The organism is Allobosea sp. P2_A10 (assembly GCF_056405115.1).
The window spans coordinates 17,928-36,123 of the sequence record NZ_JBFUCS010000008.1 but is presented as its reverse complement, the minus strand read 5'-3'; the positions used below and the strand labels follow the sequence as shown (position 1 = coordinate 36,123).

The window sequence follows — 18,196 nt, the reverse complement described above, 5'->3', positions numbered from 1 at the left end:
ATGAGACTGACGCAGGAGATCATCGCCGCCAAGCGCGACGGCGAGGAATTGCCCGATGCCGATATCCGCCAGATCATCGCCGGGCTGACCGAAGGCTCGGTCAGCGAAGGCCAGGCGGCGGCATTCGCCATGGCGGTGTTCTTTCGCGACATGAGCGCCAAGGAGCGCGTCGCGCTGACGCTGGCCATGCGCGATTCCGGCACGGTGCTGAACTGGGACGACCTGCCGGGGCCGGCGCTCGACAAGCACTCGACCGGCGGCGTCGGCGACACCGTCAGCCTGCCTCTGGCGGCGGTGGTCGCGGCCTGCGGCGGTTACGTCCCGATGATCTCCGGCCGGGGCCTCGGCCATACCGGCGGCACGCTCGACAAGCTCGACGCCGTGCCGGGCTATGTCACGCAGCCCGACATCGACCTGTTCCGCAAGGTGGTGCGCGAGGCGGGCTGCGCCATTATCGGCCAGACCGCCGATCTCGCCCCGGCCGACAAGCGCCTCTACGCCATCCGCGACGTCACCGGAACGGTCGAATCGGTGCCGCTGATCACAGCCTCGATCCTGTCGAAGAAGCTCGCGGCGGGGCTGCACGGCCTGACCATGGACGTGAAGTTCGGTTCGGGCGCATTCATGAGCGATTTCGGCAAGGCGCAGGGTCTGGCGACGAGCCTCGTCACCGTCGGCAATGGCGCGGGCCTGCCGACCAACGCCCTGCTGACCGACATGAGCGAGCCTCTAGCGAGCGCAGCCGGCAACGCGCTCGAAGTCATCTATGCGCTCGACCATCTGACCGGACGCAAGCGCGAACAGCGCTTCCATCGGGTCACGGTGGCGCTCGCCGCCGACATGCTGCTGCTCGGCGGGCTCGCCGCCGATTTCGACGAGGCCTGCGCAAAGGTCGAGGCCGCCTTCGCCAGCGGCGCGGCGGCCGAGCGCTTCGCCCGCATGATCGCAGCGCTCGGCGGCCCGACCGACCTGCTGGAAAACCCACAAAGGCATTTCGAGGCCGCGCCGATCATCCGGCCGGTATTTCCCGAGAAAGCCGGACTGGTGCAGTCGATCGACACGCGCGGCGTCGGACTCGCCGTGGTCGCGCTCGGCGGCGGCCGGACGCGACCGGAGGATGAAATCGACCACAGCGTGGGCCTGGTCGAACTGGCGGGCATCGGCGACGAGGTCGGCCCCGACCGGCCGCTCGGCATCGTTCATGCACGCGACGAGGCTGGTTTCACCACAGCGCAGGCACGGCTCCGCAGCGCCTACCGCCTGGGTGCGCAGGCCGGTGCGCGCGGTTTCCTGATCTGGCGCAACGAAAAGGGCATCAGCGTATGAGTTTGCTTCTGGCGATGACCGGCTGGCATGTCGAGGACTGGCGCGCGCGCTTCAAGGCCTTGCTGCCGGAGATGCCGATCGTGACGCTCGGCGAGCCCTTCGACCGGCGCTCGGTGCATTATGTCGCGAGCTGGAAGCATCCGCCCGGCAGCCTGGCGGGCCTGCCGAACCTCGCCGCGATCTTCTCGCTGGGCGCGGGCGTCGATTTCCTCTTCGCCGACGAGCGTCTGCCGCAGGTCCCGATTGCGCGCGTGGTCGACCCCGACCTGACGACGCGGATGAGCGAATACATCGTGCTGCATTGCCTGATGATCCTGCGCCAGCAGCGGCTCTACGACCGCCAGCAGCTCGCCAAAAGCTGGGACGACGACCGCAACCAGCCCGCCGCCCGCTCGGTGCGGGTCGGCATCATGGGGCTCGGCGAACTCGGCCTCGATGCGGCGCACAAGCTCAAGGTCATGGGTTTCGACGTCGCCGGCTGGAGCCGTTCGGCCAAATCGGTCGAGGGGCTTTCGACCTTCGCCGGGACGGAGGGCATGGCGGCGTTCCTGGCGCGCACCGACATTCTCGTCAGCCTGCTGCCGCTGACGCCGGAAACGCGCGGCACGATCAACGCCGGGCTGTTGGCGGGCCTTGCGCAAGACGGGCGGCTCGGCGGGCCGTTCCTGATCAATGCCGGGCGCGGCGGCCTGCAGATCGAGGCCGACATCGTCGCGGCACTGGAGGCCGGAACGCTGAAGGGCGCAACGCTCGACGTGTTCGAGACCGAGCCGCTGCCGGACGCGTCCCCGCTCTGGAGCCACCCAGCCGTGACGGTGACGCCGCACAACGCCGCGATGTCGGAGCCGCAAGCCATTGCGACCCTGATCGCCGCACAGATCAGGCGACTGGAGGCGGGCGAGCCGATGGAGCATGTGGTCGATCCGGCGCGGGGGTACTGAACCTCTGTCATTCCGGGGCTCGCGCAGCGAGAACCCGGAACGGCGCGGCGTGTCACGGCTTCGTCACGGCACCGTCGTTGCTCTGACAAGCGCGGACCTCAAGTGCTGCGGGCCATTCCCCAACCCGGAGCGTTCCATGCGCCTGTCTCTCATAGCGGCCCTGCTGCTGTCCTCCACCATGCTCGCCGGCGCGCAGGAGGCCCAGAAAGAATTTCCGGTCAAGCTGCTGGGCCACGCTTTGCTGCCGGCCAACAGCATCATCCCCGCCCCGGCCGATGCTCCCGCCGACCTCAAAATCTCCGGCAAATTCACGACGCCGGGCAAGCGCGTCGAGGCCGTCGGCACGGTGATGGGTCTTTCAGGCGGACGCCCGACTGGCCTGTCGACGCCGTTTGCCGGCCAGCCGGTGCAGGGCTTCTCCGGCATCCGCTCGCTTGGAAACAACGAGTTTCTGGTGCTGACCGACAACGGCTTCGGCGCCAAAGCGAATTCGCCGGATGCGGCGCTGTTCTTCCACCGGCTCAAGGCCGATTTCGCGGGCGGCGCGATCGAGCGGCTGTCCTCGACCTTCCTGCACGATCCCGACAAGAAGGTGCCGTTCCGCATCGTCCATGAGGGGACCGAGAAGCGCTATCTGACCGGCGCCGATTTCGATCCGGAATCAATCCAGCCAATCGGCGGCAAATACTGGATCGGCGAGGAATTCGGACCCTATCTCATCCGCGTCGACGCCAACGGCAAGGTCGAGGCGGTGTTCGAGACGCTTGCCGACGGCAAGCCGGTGCGCTCGCCCGACCATTACGCCGTAACCACGCCGGCTGCGCCCGACGGCCCGCTGCCGGTGCCCTTCAACGCCCGCCGCTCGAAGGGTTTCGAGGGCATGGCGCAGTCGCCCGATGGCCGCTTCCTCTATCCGCTGCTCGAGGGCGCGCTCTGGTCGCCTGAGACCAAGGCCAATGAGCAGGTCGACGGCAAGGACGCGCTGCGCATCCTGGAATTCGATGTCGCCGCCGAGAAGTGGACGGGCCGCTCCTGGTTCTATCCGCTGGAGGACAAGGCCTACGCCATCGGCGATTTCAACATGATCGACGGAACGACAGCGCTCATCATCGAGCGCGACAATGGCGAAGGCACCGCCGACAAGGCCTGCGCGCCTGGTCAGCGCGGCCCCGACTGCTTCCACGACATCGCCAAGTTCAAGCGCATCGTGAAGATCGAGATGACCGACGCCAGTGTCGGCAAGGCCGTGCGGAAGATCGGCTTCATCGACCTGATGAAGATCGCCGACCCTGACAAAAAGGCGAAGCAGGGCGCGATCGACGGCGTGCTGCCCTTCCCCTTCTTCACCATCGAGAACGTTGACGTCGTCGACCGGGCCAATGGCGTGATCGTCGTCGGCAACGACAACAACCTGCCGTTCTCGTCCTCGCGCGACCCGAAGAAGGCCGATGACAACGAGCTGGTGTTGCTCTCGGTGAAGGAACTGCTCGACGCCAAGTGAGAGCGCGAGCCGCAGCTCCAACCGTCATGCTCGCCCTTGTGGCGAGCATCCACGCCTCGGGGATAGCGCTCGACCCAAGGAAGACGTGGATGGTCGGGACAAGCCCGACCATGACGAGGGAGCGCGGCCGATCGGGCCGCGTCCGGACGCTTCAACCCACCCGTTTGTCGGGCGCATCGCAAAGATCGTTCTGGATGCAGCGCTCGCATTCGGGCCTGAGCGCCTTGCAGGTGTAGCGGCCGTGCAGGATCAGCCAGTGATGCGCGTGCCGGCCGAACTCGACCGGCACCGCTTTTTCCAGTCCCAGTTCCACCTCGAGCACATTCTTGCCCGGCGCGATCCGCAACCGGTTGGCGATGCGGAAGACATGGGTGTCGACCGCGTGGGTGATTTCGCCGAAGGCCATGTTGAGCACGACATTGGCGGTCTTGCGGCCGACGCCGGGCAGGCTCTCCAGCCCCTCGCGCGACGTCGGCACCTCGCTGCCGAACTCGGCGATCAGCTTCTCGCAGAGCGCGATGACGTTCCTGGCCTTGGTGCGGAACAGACCGATGGTCTTGACGAGGTCGCGGACCTGGTCCTCGCCGAGCGCCAGCATTTTCTCCGGCGTGTCGGCCAGCGCGAAGAGCTTTCGCGTCGCCTTGTTAACGCCAGCGTCGGTCGCCTGGGCCGAGAGCACGACGGCGACGAGCAAGGTGAAGGCGTTGACGTGTTCGAGTTCGCCTTTGGGTTCGGGCTCGGCTGCGCGGAAACGCTCGAAGACCTCGCGGATGCCGGCTGCGCCGCGGGCTCGCGGCTTCGTCATTTTCGCGGCAACCGGGGCGCGGCGTTTGGGCCTGTTCTCTTGCGTCATCGGGCGGTTATAGTCGGGGCATGAACCCCGGCAAGCCCGATTCAGGCGCGATCGCCGCAGCCTCCGACAGCACGGCGGAACGGCCTGTCTTCGACGCCACGATCACGCCGCATCGCTCGCTCGGCCAGAACGGCTTTCGCATCGTGATGACGCTGGTCTGCCTGTCCAGCATCGTCTCCTCGGTCCCTTTCATCGTGCTCGGCGCCTGGCCGGTGGCGGGCTTCTTCGGGCTCGACGTGATCGCACTGTTCATCGCCTTCCACGTCAATTTCCGGCATGCGCGCGCCTTTGAGCGGGTGATCGTCACGCCGCTCGAAGTGCTGCTCCGCAAGGTCTCGCATCATGGCCGCGAGGCGGTCTGGCGCTTCAACCCGGCCTGGACGAAGCTGGAGCGCCAGACCGACGAGGATTACGGACTGCTGCGGCTGACGCTGGTCTCGCGCGGACAGAGCGTGGCGGTGGCGGCCGCCCTTTCGCCGGGCGAGCGCGAGGGTTTCGCCGACGCGCTGGGCGCGGCGCTGGCGCGCGCCAGGCGGGGCGGCGATTTCGGTGCGGCGTAGACGTCGGCCGGCCCTCGGATCAGGGCTTCGCGTCGAGGAAAGCCCGGACGAGCTTTACCGTCGCGGCTGGATTTTCTTCCATGATCCAGTGGCCTGAATCGGGCACGACCGCGCCCTGAACATTGTCGGCGGCGAATTTCATCACCTCGGCCATCGTCAGGCCGAAAGACTTCTCGCCGCCCAGCGCCAGCACCGGCATGGCGAGCTTGCCCGCCGTCAGAAACGCCTTGTTGTCGATGGCGTCCTGATCGAAGGCCGCGAACTGGGCAAAGCCCGAATGCATCGCGCCCGGCCTGGCGTAGAGCGCCGCATAATGCCTGCGCGAAGCTTCGGTGAAGCGGGCCGGCGTGGCCGAAAACTCGTTCCAGAAGCGATCGAGATAGATGCGTTCGCGGCCGGCGACGAGACGTTCCATGTCTGGTCCGCCGAAACGGAAATGCCAGAGCAACGGGTTCTTGAGGATGTCCTCCCAGGGACCGACGCCTGGTACCGGAGCATCGATCAATACGAATTTCGTCACGCGGTCGCGATGGGAGGCGGCAAAAGCGAAGCCGACCATGTTGCCGATATCGTGGGTGACGAGATCGGTTTTTCCGATCTTGAGCGCGTCGAGCACGCCCGCGACATCGCCGGCCTGCGTCTTCTTGTCGAAGCCGCCTTTGGGCTTGGAGGATAGGCCCATGCCGCGCAGATCGGGAACGATGACGGTGTGGTCGCGGACGAGATCGGTCGCCATCGCGCCCCACATGTCGCCGGTCTCGCCATAGCCATGCAGCAGGACCACCGCCGGCCCCTTGCCGCCGACGCGGACATGGATCGTCGTGCCGTTGGTCGTGACGTTCTGTGTTTTGAAGGCTGCGGGGAAGGGCGCGATCTGCGCCAGAGCGGGTGCCGCCAGCAAGATGAACCCGAGCGCGGCGGCGAGACGGCAAAGCATGTCAGTTTTCCTTTGGCGACGAGCGGGCTGGGCTTATGGTCGGCCGCTCGACAACACAGTGCCCGCGCTGCACGATCGGGCGCAACCATCACTGGCGACACGCCGGAACGCGCGCAAAGCAGGGCAATGAGGCCCGCGCGACGTCGGCGCCACACAGGAACCAGCGATGGCGGCGGTCATCATTCCGCTGATCTCGGCTGCGATCGTCATCGGGCTGATCGCGACCCTGTTGTCGACGAGGCGCAAGGCAATGCCACCGGCCACACACGAGGAGGAAGGATCGAGCGGCGAGGAGCGGGTGCGCGCCTACGGCCTCGTGCTGCGCGACCGGCTCGATCGCACGCCGTTCGGTCCCGATCTGCCGCGCGCAGTCTGGCGCAGGCTGATCAAGTGCCCGACCGGCGAAGGGCTGGTGCGCGAGTTCCACCGCGACTTCTGTGGGCAGGGTCTGATCCGGACAGCAGACGGGGTGAAACTCTGCGACATCTTCGATGGCGGGCACCATACCGGCGACGCGATCGCGTCATGGACGAGCGAGGACGCATTTGCGGCCTTCTTCACCACTCAGTCGGACTACAGCTGCAGCGGCTGGGACGAGACCTCGGCCGTCTTCGCGACGCAGGACGAATGGTATCGCAACAATCAGCGCCTGACGCAGGAGGGGCTGCAGGCGTTCGCGGAGGGCAGAGGATCGGCGTGATCCTTGCCAGTTTTCGGGTGGGATCGCCCTTCCCGAAGCCCTAGTTTCGCATCATGACAGTCGATGCGAGGTTCAAGACGATGACCGCCCATATCCAGAAGCTCGGTGCGATGACCCCGACCCGTTTTTCCAACGCCGTTCTGGCGCGCGCGACCGAGGCGATGCCGGCCGAGGCCGATTTCCCCTCGACCGCACCCGGCTCCGACTACGATACGGTCAGGCGCATCCTCGCCTTCATCACCGAGACATGGCGCGAGCAGCCGACGATCGAGGCGATCGCGGAGGCCGCCGGCGCGACGCCGACCGATGTCCACCATCTGTTCCGGCGCTGGTGCGGGCTGACGCCAAAGGCGTTCCTGCAGGCGATCACGCTCGACCATGCCAAGGGCCTGCTGGGTGCGTCCGCGAGCATTCTCGACACCAGCTACGAGGTCGGCCTGTCGGGCCCCGGCCGGCTGCACGATCTCTTCGTCACGCATGAGGCGATGTCGCCCGGTGAATGGAAGACCGGCGGCGAGGGGCTGAAGCTCTCCTACGGTTTTCATGTCTCGCCTTTCGGCGAGGCGCTGATCGTGGCGACGGATCGCGGCTTGGCCGGACTCGGCTGGGTCTCGACCAGCGTCGATGGCGGCAAGGTCATCGGCGGGCGGGCCGAGGCGCTGGCCGACATGATGCGGCGCTGGCCCCATGCCGATTACCGCTTCGACCCGGCGACGACGCGGCCGTATGCGGCACGCATCTTCGATCCCGCCGCCTGGGCCGCCGAGACGCCGCTGCGCGTCGTGCTGATCGGCACCGATTTCGAGGTCCGGGTCTGGGAGACGCTGCTGAAGATCCCGGTCGGCCGCGCCACGACCTATGGCGACGTCGCCAGCCATATCGGCAAGCCGAGCGCGGCGCGGGCGGTCGGGGCGGCCGTCGGCAAGAACCCGATCTCCTTCGTCGTGCCCTGCCACCGCGTCATCGGCAAATCCGGCGCGCTGACCGGCTATCACTGGGGCCTGACGCGCAAGCGCGCCATCCTCGGCTGGGAGGCCGGTCAGACGGCCGGCGTCACCGGCTGAGGTCTCACGGCCGCAGATACATCTCCCAGCAGGGCGCAAGCGCCACGCGTTTGCGCCCGTGCAAGGCCTCGGCGAAATGCGCGGCGATCATGCCGCGCGCCGGCGTAAGCGGGCATTTCGGCAGCAGGATCGCGTCGGTGGCGGCAAGCGCCTCGCGCGCCTGATCCGTCAGCCCCGGGTTGCTCCGGCCGGGATCGATGCCGATCGGGACATGACGCGGCGGCTCGCGCCCGAGCAGGCGGTTGAACGGATCGACGAAATCCAGCGCGAAGACGCCGTTGAGGCGCCGGCCGCTCGCCACCTCCCAATCGCGGATCGCCGAGACGCCCTGCTGAACCTCGAGCAGCCAGGTCGCCTGATAGTCGATCTCGGAATAGAGGATCGCCGAGGGATCGAGACCACGCGTGACGAGGTCGCGATAGGCGTCCTGATGCGCGGCGTAGTGCGCGAGCATGGCGGTCGCCCGCTCGGCTGTCTCGGGCTTGACGCTGACGCGGCCGAGCGGGCCGAGACCGGGCAGATCGAGCCCGACATGGGAGGGCGCGCCAAGGACGGCGCGCGCAGCGCGCTCGACATAGATGACGAGGCTCGGCAGCGTGGCCGCCAGCGCCAGCACCAGCACCAGCGGCCGCAAGCGGTTCTGCCGGCCCCACCATTCCAGCAGGATCAGCAGCAGGACGGGCCAGAGCCCGATGAATTCGAGCGAACCGGTGTTCTGCGTCTCGAAGAAGAGCAACGCCACGAACGTCACCGCGAGCCAGCCGAGCGGACTGTCGGCCAAAGCGCGCAACCAGACCAGCGTCACAGGCTGGCGTTCGCGCCAGACCGCCAGCACCAGCACGCCGAGCAGCAGCAGCGCCGGACCGATGACGTTGAACTTGACCGAGGCGACGGTGAGGATGCGCGGAAGCAGCGTGCCTGAGTTCAACGCCACAAGCGTCAGGATATCCCCGACATAGGCGCGCACGAGCCCGGTCGCGAGATCGAGCGCCAGCAGCGCGGCGACGACCGCGCCGGCTGCGATGGCGGCGTCCCGCAGGCGCATGCGACCGGCGAGGACGGCATAGCCGACCAGCATGGTCCCTGCGAGCGCGCCGGTGATCTTGACGAGGAACAGCGTCAGCATCAGCGCCGCGACGAGCCCGGTCAGCATCGCGCCGCGCCCGAACAGCAGGCTCGCAATCAGCAGGTACAGCAGCAGGGCGATGTGGCGGTTGTAATGTCCGTAGCCGTCGAAACCGGGCGCGGGATAGAGGCTGTGCAGATTGATCGGCAGCGAGGCGAAGAGCAGGAACGGCAGCAGCAGGGCCAGCGCCCGCGGGCGGGACTGGCGCTGGACCTGGATGATCAGCAGGCCGAGCAGCGGCAGCATGACCGGCAGCAGGGCCCAGTTGACCAGCAGCATCGGCTGGGCGCGCGGAAAGACAGCGTCGAGCGCGGCCGCCAGCGCATAACCGAGCGGACCAACCGGCGCGAAGAAATCCATGCTCGGCGTCTGGCCGACATGAATGCGCTGGATCGCATCGAGATAAACAGCCGTATCCCAGGCATTGGGTCCGAGCGGCAGCCGCCACGGCAGCGACAGTCCGGCAAGGACCGCGAGCAGAAAGCCGACAAGCCAGAAAGCAGGCGAGCCGAGCAGCCGAAGCAGGGTTCCTGCGCCCGCCACGCCGCCAGACGCCACTCTCACCTCGCTCAACGCCATTGCCGCCCTGCCCTCTGCGCGGCGGCAACCCTGTCAGAAAAACCTTACCCGGAACCTTCCGCGATATCGGCAAAGCGCGACGGCAGGACGAAACCCCAGCCGAGCGGGTCGTCGGCCTCGATGGTGAAGACGCCCTCGCCTGCGAAATAGCTGGTTCCGCCGACAGCGACGGTGACCGCGCCGGGCGCAGGATAGTCGGCATGACCGAGGACGCGGCCGGAAAACGCGCCGCCGGTGATGCTGCGAAACAACCGCTCCTGGCGGTGTGGAATGCGCTTCTTCGCCACGTCCAGCGCCATGCGCGCGGTCACGCCCGAGCCCGTCGGCGACCGGTCGATCTGGCGCTCGGCGAAGACGCAGAGGTTGAAGCTCGTCTCGGTCGGTCCGGCCTCGTCGGTGACGATCGTGCCGTAGAGAAAGCCGAGATCGGGCTCGGTCGGGTGGACGATGGCGGGGCCCGCCCGCACCGCATCGGTGAGCGCAGCCGCCGCCTCGACGATCTCCGTCACCGGCGTCGTCATCAGGTCTAGCCCGAAACGGGAGGCCGGCAGGATGCAGTAGAACGCGCCGCCATAGGCGATGTCGGTGACGATCATTCCAAAGCCCGGCACGGCGACCTTGCGGTCATGGGCATGGACGAAGGCCGGTACGCTCTCGAAGGTGACCTTGCCCACCCTGCCTTCCGAAACCTCGCAGGATAGCCGCACCAGGCCGCAGGGCGCCTCGATCGCAAAACGCGTCACCGGCTCGACGGCGGGCACGAGGCCATGCTCGATCGCGTAGCGGCCAAGCGCGATGGTCGCGTGGCCGCACATGGTCGAGTAGCCTTCGTTGTGCATGAACAGCACGCCGAAGGCCGCGTCGGGGTGGCTCGCCTTGACCGGGATGACGCCATACATGCCGGCATGGCCGCGCGGCTCCAGCATCATCGCACGGCGCAGATGGTCGTGGTGCTCGCGGGCCTGCCGGCGCTTGTCGAGGATGGTCGCACCCGTCAGTTCGGGATAGCCCCTGGTGACGATGCGGACCGGCTCGCCGCAGGTGTGGTAGTCGAGATAGCTCAGCCTTGTCATGTCGCCTCTCGCGCGGAACGGCGCGGCGGGTCGCAGCCCGGCCGCGTGCAGGTGTCGGCCGCAACCGCGCAGGCGAAGCGCAGGGCGGCTTGCAGCTCGGCATGCGTCAGGCCCGGAAGGCCCGGCCCCAGGCGACCGCGCGCGGCGAGGACCGCAAGCATGCCGCCGATGAAGGTATCGCCAGCCCCGACCGTGTCGCTGATCGCCACCGGGAGCGGCGTCGCCTGCGCTGCTTCCGCCGGGCCATACGCGGTCGCGCCATGCGGGCCACGCGTCAACAGGACATATCCGGCGCCGAGCCGCCGCCAGTGCCGGACGATGATTTCGGGTTCCTCGCCGGGATACATCCAGATGAGATCGTCGAGACTCGCCTTGACCAGATCGGCGCGCGCGACGCGCTGCTCGATCAGCAGAAGCGCCTCGGCCCTCGGCGGCAGAGCGGAGGGGCGGATGTTGACGTCGTAGCTGACGCTCGCGCCCTGCGCCCTTGCGCTTTCGATCAGCGCCAGCGTCGCCTCGCCCGACGGGCCGTGGGTCGCGCCGAAGGAGGCGGCATGGACGTGCAGTGTGCCGGCCGGGCATATGCGCGGCGTGCCCGTCGGCTCGGCATGGGCGGTGCTGTCGAGATAGAGCCCGAACTCGGGCACGCCCTCGGGGCCGAGCGGCGCAACGACCGCGATCGCGCTGGGACTGGCGCTGTCGCCGATCATGCTGGCGTCGATGCCCTCGGCCGCGATGGCGGCACGGAAGCGGCGGCCGAGCGCATCGGTCGAGAGCGCCGCGGCATAAGACACCGATGCGTCGAAACGGGCCAGCGCCAGCGCGACATTGAAGCCGGAGCCGCCGAGGACGACCTCATAGGCGCGCCCGTCGGCATCGCGCGGGATGAAATCGCCGATCGCCTCGCCGACGACGAGGATCGAGCCTGCCGTCACAGCAGCCCGCGCCGGGCCAGGCTGCGCATCAGATGCGAGGCTCCAAAGCTCCAGGGCTCGCAATCATCGGTGCGGCGCATGCGGTTGGTCAGGGCTCCAAGCTCCGGCGCCGCGATGGTGACGATGTCGCCGTATTTATGGGTGAAGCCGCCACCGACCGTGTCGCGATCCTTGATCGGCGCGAACATGGTGCCGAGATAGAGCGCCGCACCGTCGGGATACTGGTGATGCGGGCCGATCATCTGCTTCACCAGATCGGCGGGATCGCGACTGATTTTGGCGATCGAGGACGAGCCTTCGAGCCTGAAGCCGTCCTCGCCGACCACAGTCAGCGTCACCGTCGTCTTGCGGACATGGTCGAGCGAGAAGCCTGAATCGAACAGGCGGATGAACGGGCCAACGGCTGCCGCAGCATTGTTGTCCTTGGCCTTGCCGAGCAGCAGCGCCGAGCGGCCCTCGACATCGCGCAGGTTGACGTCGTTGCCGAGCGTCGCGCCGATGATCTTGCCGGTCGAGGTGACGATCAGCACGATCTCGGGTTCGGGGTTGTTCCAGGTCGAGGCCGGATGCAGGCCGGCATCGAAGCCGGTGCCGACCGAGGACATCGGCGGAGCCTTGGTGAAGATCTCGGCGTCGGGCCCGATGCCGACTTCGAGATACTGGCTCCAGGCGCCCTGCTTGATCAGGACCTCCTTGAGATGCATCGCCTCCGACGAGCCGGGCCGGAGCTTGGAGAGATCGTCGCCGATCAGCTTGCCGATCTCGGCGCGGATGGCGACGGCGGCTGCCGGGTTGCCGCGCGCCTTCTCCTCGATGACGCGCTCCAGCATCGAGACCGCGAAGGTGACGCCGGCTGCCTTGACCGCCTGGAGGTCGAGCGGCGAGAGCAGCCAGGGCTTCGTCGTGTCACGGCTGTCCACAGGCGTGTTGGCGAGAATTGCGGCGAGCGTGCCGATCGCCCTGCCCTCCGCCCCTTTCAGTGCAGCGGCAGGATCGGCAGACTCGCAGAGATCGCGCATCGTCGGGAAGGCTCCCGTGATGTCGATCAGGACGCCGTCGCGCAGCACGACGAGCGCCGGCCCGGCGACCTCGGGAAGCCAGGCGCGGCCAGCGAGCGCCGCGCTTGCGGCATCGGCCGGCAGGGTGTTTTCGGGCGTCAGCTGAAACGACATCGTGATGATCCATCGGCAGGCAGGCTGGGTTGCGGAGAACAGCCGCTTCCGCCCGATTGCGCAAGTCCCGGCCTGCGCATGTCTTGCCCCAGGCAGGCGTCCGCCATGGCTGTCATCACTTTGTCATTGAAACGTCGCCTGCGCTTCATGCTAGCTTGCGCACCAACGAGAAGAGCCGCCCGAGACGATCAGCCATGACGATCGAGGGTGGAAGGGAGAAATCTGATGACAGTGAAATCGACGATCCTGATGTCCGTCGCCGCATTCGCGATGACCAACGCAGCGCCCGCGCTGGCGCAGACCGAAATCCAGTGGTGGCATGCGCTGACCGGCGCCAACAACGATGTGGTGGTGAAGCTCGCCGAGGACTTCAACGCCTCGCAGAAGGACTACAAGATCGTTCCGGCCTATAAGGGCTCCTATCCCGATACGCTGAATGCCGGCATCGCCGCCTTCCGCGCCGGCACCTCTCCGCACATCCTGCAGGTCTTCGAGGTCGGCACCGGCACGATGATGTCGGCCAAGGGCGCAGTGAAGCCCGTCTTCGAACTGATGAAGGAAGCCGGCGAAGCATTCGACCCGAAAGCCTATCTGCCCGCCATCACCGGCTACTATTCGACGGCCAAGGGCGACATGCTCTCGATGCCGTTCAACTCGTCGTCGATGGTGATGTGGTACAACAAGGACGCCTTCAAGAAGGCGGGTCTGAACCCCGACGCGCCGCCCAAGACCTGGCCCGAGGTGTTCGAGGCCGGCAAGAAGCTGAAGGCCGCCGGCTGGGACAAGTGCGGCTTCGCCAATGCCTGGCCGACCTGGGCCAACATCGAGCAGTTCGGCGCCTGGCACAACATCCCGATCGCGACCAAGGCCAACGGGCTCGACGGCTTCGACACCGTACTGAACTTCAACAGCCCGCTCTTCCTCAAGCACTGGACCAATCTGGTCGAGCTGCAGAAGGACAAGACCTACGATTATTCCGGCCGCAACAACAATGGCGAGGGCCGCTTCACCTCGGGCGAGTGCCCGATCATGCTGACCTCGTCGGGCTTCTTCGGCAACGTCAAGGCCAACGCCAAGTTCGACTGGGCCAATGCCGCGATGCCATATTATCCCGAAGCCGCCGGCGCTCCGCAGAACTCGATCATCGGTGGCGCTTCGCTGTGGGTGATGGGCGGCAAGTCGGCTGCCGAATACAAGGGCGTGGCGAAGTTCTTCACCTTCCTCTCCGATGTCGACCGGCAGGTGAAGCTGCACACCGAGTCGGGTTATCTGCCGATCACCAAGGCAGCCTATGAGAAGGTCAAGGCGTCGGGCTTCTACAAGGACAAGCCCTATCTCGAGACCCCGCTCCTGGAGCTCAACAACAAGGAGCCGACCGAGAATTCGCGCGGGCTTCGTTTCGGCAGCCTCGTGCAAATCCGCGACATCTGGTCGGAGGAGCTGGAGGCGGCGCTGAACGGACAGAAGACGCCGAAAGCTGCCCTGGACGCCGCCGTGGAACGCGGCAACCAGATGCTTCGCCAGTTCGAGCGGACGGCGGCGCGCTGAGTCGTCGATCGAAACACTGCGTCATTCCGGGCGCAGCGAAGCGGAGACCCGGAATCTATCATAGAGCACCGTCACGCTTTACGATGGATTCCGGGTCTCCCTTCGGTCGCCCGGAATGACGGCCCCGGCCGGAACTCACGATGCAGAAGAACGCCTATTTCAGCGGCCTGACGATCCCTTTCCTGCTGCTGCTGCCGCAGCTGGCGATCACGGTCGTGTTCTTCTACTGGCCGGCGAGCCAGGCGGTCTGGCAGAGCTTTCTGCTGCAGGACGCATTTGGCACCTCGACCGAATTCGTCTGGTTCGAGAACTACACCGCGCTGTTCTCGCAGCCGGGATACTACAAGGCGCTGATCAACACCGCGATCTTCTCGTCCTGCGTCTGCGTGCTCTCGCTCTCGATCGCGCTGCTCTTCGCCGTGATGGCCGACCGGCAGATCAGGGGCGCGGAAATCTACAAGACCCTGCTGATCTGGCCCTATGCGGTCGCGCCGGCCGTCGCCGGCGTGCTCTGGATCTTCATGTTCGATCCGTCGCTTGGCATGCTGGCGCGCGGCCTTGCGCGGCTCGGCATCAACTGGAACCCGCGGCTGAACGGCAACGACGCGATGCTGCTCGTGATCATGGCCGCGACCTGGAAGCAGATCAGCTACAATTTCCTGTTCTTCCTCGCCGGCCTGCAATCCATCCCCAAGAGCGTGATCGAGGCGGCCGTGATCGACGGCGCGCGACCCTGGCGCCGGTTTTGGACCATCGTCTTCCCGCTGCTCTCGCCGACGACCTTCTTCCTGCTCGTCGTCAACCTCGTCTACGTCTTCTTCGACACCTTCGGCATCATCGACACGATCTCGGGCGGCGGACCTTCGGGCGCGACCGAGACGCTGGTCTACAAGGTCTATTCCGACGGCAAGGGCGGCTCGGACCTCGGCGGCTCGGCGGCGCAGTCGGTCGTGCTGCTGGTGATGGTGATCGCGATGACGGCGGTGCAGTTCCGCTTCATCGAGCGCAAGGTGAGCTATTGATGGATCCGCGCCTGGCCGACACGCCGCCGTCATCCCGGACGCGGCGAAGCGGAGATCCGGGATCCATCATGGAGCGCCGTCGAGCCTTACGATGGATCCCGGGTCAAGCCCGGGATGACGGCGGAGTGGTTGGCGGGAACGCGGTCGCTGGAGTCATGTCGTAATGGTCGAGGACCGCCGCCTGGGCGACATCATCGCCTACATCATCCTGTCGATCGGCGTCGGGATCGTCGCCTTCCCGGTCTGGCTGACCTTCGTCGCCTCGACCTGGGACGCGGCGACCATCGTCAACGGCCAGCTGCCGCTCTGGCCCGGCCCGTATTTCCTCGAGAACTACAACCGTATCCTGTTCGTCGGCACCTCGGGCACGACGCGCGAGCCCGTCGCCGGGATGATGCTGAACTCCTTCATCATGGCGATGGCGATTGCGCTCGGGAAAATCTTCATCTCCGTGCTCTCGGCCTACGCCATCGTCTATTACCGCTTCCCGTTCCGGATGGCGGCGTTCTGGATCATCTTCCTGACGCTGATGCTGCCGGTCGAGGTGCGCATCTTCCCGACCTTCAAGGTCGTCTCCGACCTCTCCATGCTCGACACCTATCAGGGGCTGGCCGTGCCGCTGATTGCGTCGGCGACCGGCACGCTGCTGTTCAGGCAGTTCTTCATGACGATCCCCGACGAACTGCTCGAAGCCTCCAAGATCGACAATGCCGGGCCGTTCCGCTTCTTCAAGGACACGGTCGTCCCGCTCTCGATGACGACGATCGCGGCCCTGTTCGTGATCCAGTTCATCTATGGCTGGAACCAGTATCTCTGGCCGCTGCTGGTGACGACCAAGGACTCGATGCAGACCATCGTCATCGGCATCAAGAAGATGATCGTCACCTCCGACGCCCTGACCGAATGGCAGCTCGCCATGGCCACCGCCATGCTCGCGATGCTGCCGCCCGTCCTCGTCGTCATCCTCATGCAAAGGCTCTTCGTGAAGGGCCTGGTCGAAACCGAGAAGTAGCCCGTCAATGGCCCAGGTCACGCTCAACAACGTCAAGAAGGTCTATTTCGGCGGCGTCGAGGCCGTGAAGGGCGTGTCGTTCGACATTCCCGACGGTGGCTTCTGCGTGCTCGTCGGCCCGTCGGGCTGCGGCAAGTCCACGCTTCTGCGCATGGTCGCCGGGCTGGAGACGATCTCGTCGGGCGAGGTCTCGATCGGCAACCGCGTCGTCAACCAGATCGAGCCGGCCGACCGCGACATCGCCATGGTGTTCCAGAACTACGCGCTCTACCCGCATATGAGCGTCTACGACAACATGGCCTATGGCCTGCGCAATCTCGGCACGCCCAAGGACAAGATCGACAAGCGGGTGAAGGAAGCCGCGCGCATCCTCGCCATCGAGGCGCTGCTGGAGCGCCGGCCCAAGCAGCTTTCGGGCGGCCAGCGCCAGCGCGTCGCCATGGGCCGCGCCATCGTGCGCAAGCCACAGGTCTTCCTGTTCGACGAGCCGCTCTCCAATCTCGACGCCAAGCTGCGCGTGCAGATGCGCGTCGAGATCAAGAAGCTGCAGCGCGCGCTCGGCGTCACCGCGATCTACGTCACGCACGACCAGGTCGAGGCGATGACGCTGTCCGACAAGCTCGTGGTGATGAATGGCGGCATGGTCGAGCAGATCGGCCTGCCGGCGGATGTCTACAAGAAGCCGGCAAGCAAGTTCGTCGCGACCTTCATCGGTTCGCCGCCGATGAACATCCTCCCCGGCACAATCGACGGGCCGGGCATCGTCGCGCTGGGCGAGGCGATCCTGGAGGCGCGCGACCTGCGCGAGGATCTGCCGGCAGGATCGGCCGTCGAGGTGGGCCTGAGGCCCGAGGATGTCGAGATCGCCTCGGAGGGCGCGGCCGGATCATTGCCCTTCGATGTCGAGTTCATCGAGGAACTCGGCGCGACGCAGCTCTTCCACGGGCAGCTCTCCGGCCTGCCCTTCGTGATGCAGGCGGCGACCGACACGCTGGTGGCGCAGGCCGGCCGGATCTGGATCACGGTCGACCCCGACAAGGTCCATGTCTTCGACACGGCGACTGGGGCGAGGCTGGGGCGGGGCTAGCCGTCATTCTCGGGCGCAGCGCAGCGCAGACCCGAGAACCTCCTGCAGAAGATGCTCGGGGCAAGCCCGAGCATGACGCCTCGTGGTCAAGCCTCAGCTGACCGGAGCGTATTTCACCGCGCAGCCATAGGACTTGGTGCTCGCCTCGGAGACCGGCTTGCCGGCCTTGAGCTCGGCCACCGCCTGCCGGACGTAGCTTTTCGCACCCGAGAGGCTCGCTGGATTCGAGGACGGTTTGTCGTCGATCGCACCCATATAGGCGAGCGTGCCCTTGGGATTGACGATGTACATGTGCGGCGTGGTGGTCGCGCCATAGGCGCGGGCGACCTTGCTGTTGGGGTCGAGCAGCACGGCGGCCGGCGCGGCGTCGCGCTTGACGCTGAGTTCGTTGGCCTGCGTGCCCTCGACATGGCCCTGCTCGCCGACGGGCGAGGAGATCACCGAAAGCCAGACGATGCCTTCCCTGGCCATGTCCTTCTGCAGCGTCTGCATGGTGGCGCTGTTGTAGTGCTTGCGGACATAGGGGCAGTCGGCATTGGTCCATTCCAGGATCACGGTCTTGCCCGCGAATTCGGAGAGGCTGCGCATCTTGCCGTCGGCATCCACGGCCTGGAAGGCCGGCGCGGGCTGGCCGACCCTGGCTGCGCCCTGGGCGAAGGCAGCGCCGGCGGCAAACGAGAGACCGGCGAGGGTAAGGCCGGCAATGAAAGTCTGTCGGGTCAGGCTGGCTTTCACGATGTCGTCTCCTTCGTCTTGGGTT

General features: G+C 66.6%; 17 protein-coding genes. 10 read left to right on the top strand and 7 right to left on the bottom strand.

The window, feature by feature from the left end; all coding sequences use genetic code 11:
- From deoA to AC1DZY_RS13130, 3 genes are all read left to right on the top strand, one after another.
- The gene (gene deoA / locus AC1DZY_RS13140) at positions 1–1,326 is read left to right on the top strand and encodes a thymidine phosphorylase (RefSeq protein ID WP_476820563.1); all 1,326 of its coding nucleotides are present in this window, start codon (positions 1–3) and stop codon (positions 1,324–1,326) included.
- Positions 1,323–2,267 (top strand): 2-hydroxyacid dehydrogenase, encoded by a 945-nt coding sequence (locus AC1DZY_RS13135; protein ID WP_476820562.1) that lies wholly within the window; start codon positions 1,323–1,325, stop codon positions 2,265–2,267. Before deoA ends, AC1DZY_RS13135 begins: the two co-directional genes overlap by 4 nt.
- 136 nt (positions 2,268–2,403) lie before the next feature.
- Positions 2,404–3,768 (top strand): esterase-like activity of phytase family protein, encoded by a 1,365-nt coding sequence (locus AC1DZY_RS13130; RefSeq protein WP_476820561.1) that lies wholly within the window; start codon positions 2,404–2,406, stop codon positions 3,766–3,768.
- A gap of 151 nt (positions 3,769–3,919) precedes the next feature.
- On the opposite strand, the gene nth is transcribed toward AC1DZY_RS13130, so the two are convergent.
- Entirely contained in the window at positions 3,920–4,621 is a 702-nt protein-coding gene (gene nth, locus AC1DZY_RS13125) for an endonuclease III (RefSeq protein WP_476820560.1), read from the bottom strand.
- 20 nt (positions 4,622–4,641) lie between these two features.
- Between nth and AC1DZY_RS13120 the strand changes: the two genes are divergently transcribed.
- On the top strand, positions 4,642–5,181 hold the full coding sequence (locus tag AC1DZY_RS13120) for a DUF2244 domain-containing protein (protein ID WP_476820559.1): 540 nt from the start codon (positions 4,642–4,644) through the stop codon (positions 5,179–5,181).
- Between the two features lie 19 nt (positions 5,182–5,200).
- Here the strand turns inward: AC1DZY_RS13120 and AC1DZY_RS13115 are convergent, their stop codons facing one another.
- Positions 5,201–6,118, bottom strand: coding sequence for an alpha/beta fold hydrolase (locus AC1DZY_RS13115; protein WP_476820558.1), 918 nt, complete (start codon positions 6,116–6,118; stop codon positions 5,201–5,203).
- Positions 6,119–6,284: 166 nt separating this feature from the next.
- On the opposite strand from AC1DZY_RS13115, the gene AC1DZY_RS13110 reads away from it, so the two are divergent.
- The gene (locus AC1DZY_RS13110; protein WP_476820557.1) at positions 6,285–6,818 is read left to right on the top strand and encodes a hypothetical protein; all 534 of its coding nucleotides are present in this window, start codon (positions 6,285–6,287) and stop codon (positions 6,816–6,818) included.
- Positions 6,819–6,979: 161 nt separating this feature from the next.
- Positions 6,980–7,882 carry a methylated-DNA--[protein]-cysteine S-methyltransferase gene (locus tag AC1DZY_RS13105; protein WP_476820764.1) on the top strand — a complete coding sequence of 301 codons (903 nt, stop codon included), beginning with the start codon at positions 6,980–6,982 and terminating at the stop codon, positions 7,880–7,882.
- Between the two features lie 4 nt (positions 7,883–7,886).
- Here AC1DZY_RS13105 and AC1DZY_RS13100 read toward each other — a convergent pair whose 3' ends face one another.
- Genes AC1DZY_RS13100 through AC1DZY_RS13085 form a run of 4 tightly spaced genes read right to left on the bottom strand, consistent with a single transcriptional unit; the run spans position 7,887 to position 12,767 of the window.
- On the bottom strand, positions 7,887–9,581 hold the full coding sequence (locus AC1DZY_RS13100) for a hypothetical protein (RefSeq protein ID WP_476820556.1): 1,695 nt from the start codon (positions 9,579–9,581) through the stop codon (positions 7,887–7,889).
- A gap of 50 nt (positions 9,582–9,631) precedes the next feature.
- Entirely contained in the window at positions 9,632–10,660 is a 1,029-nt protein-coding gene (locus AC1DZY_RS13095) for a proline racemase family protein (protein WP_476820555.1), read from the bottom strand.
- Positions 10,657–11,595 (bottom strand): carbohydrate kinase family protein, encoded by a 939-nt coding sequence (locus AC1DZY_RS13090; protein ID WP_476820554.1) that lies wholly within the window; start codon positions 11,593–11,595, stop codon positions 10,657–10,659. The genes AC1DZY_RS13095 and AC1DZY_RS13090 overlap by 4 nt, the downstream gene beginning before the upstream one ends.
- A complete protein-coding gene (locus tag AC1DZY_RS13085; protein ID WP_476820553.1) occupies positions 11,592–12,767 on the bottom strand; it encodes a fumarylacetoacetate hydrolase family protein in 1,176 nt (391 codons plus the stop codon). The genes AC1DZY_RS13090 and AC1DZY_RS13085 overlap by 4 nt, the downstream gene beginning before the upstream one ends.
- A gap of 225 nt (positions 12,768–12,992) precedes the next feature.
- On the opposite strand from AC1DZY_RS13085, the gene ugpB reads away from it, so the two are divergent.
- The 4 genes from ugpB to AC1DZY_RS13065 all read left to right on the top strand — a co-directional run bounded on the left by ugpB (position 12,993) and on the right by AC1DZY_RS13065 (position 17,436).
- Positions 12,993–14,315 carry a sn-glycerol-3-phosphate ABC transporter substrate-binding protein UgpB gene (ugpB, locus tag AC1DZY_RS13080; RefSeq protein WP_476820552.1) on the top strand — a complete coding sequence of 441 codons (1,323 nt, stop codon included), beginning with the start codon at positions 12,993–12,995 and terminating at the stop codon, positions 14,313–14,315.
- Positions 14,316–14,455: 140 nt separating this feature from the next.
- Entirely contained in the window at positions 14,456–15,337 is an 882-nt protein-coding gene (gene ugpA, locus AC1DZY_RS13075) for a sn-glycerol-3-phosphate ABC transporter permease UgpA (RefSeq protein ID WP_476820551.1), read from the top strand.
- A 163-nt stretch (positions 15,338–15,500) separates the two neighbouring features.
- Positions 15,501–16,349: a sn-glycerol-3-phosphate ABC transporter permease UgpE gene (gene ugpE / locus AC1DZY_RS13070; protein ID WP_476820550.1), complete on the top strand. Its 849-nt coding sequence runs from the start codon at positions 15,501–15,503 to the stop codon at positions 16,347–16,349.
- A gap of 7 nt (positions 16,350–16,356) precedes the next feature.
- A complete protein-coding gene (locus AC1DZY_RS13065; protein ID WP_476820549.1) occupies positions 16,357–17,436 on the top strand; it encodes a sn-glycerol-3-phosphate import ATP-binding protein UgpC in 1,080 nt (359 codons plus the stop codon).
- 93 nt (positions 17,437–17,529) lie between these two features.
- Here the strand turns inward: AC1DZY_RS13065 and AC1DZY_RS13060 are convergent, their stop codons facing one another.
- The gene (locus AC1DZY_RS13060) at positions 17,530–18,171 is read right to left on the bottom strand and encodes a thioredoxin family protein (RefSeq protein WP_476820548.1); all 642 of its coding nucleotides are present in this window, start codon (positions 18,169–18,171) and stop codon (positions 17,530–17,532) included.
- Positions 18,172–18,196 lie beyond the last annotated feature (25 nt).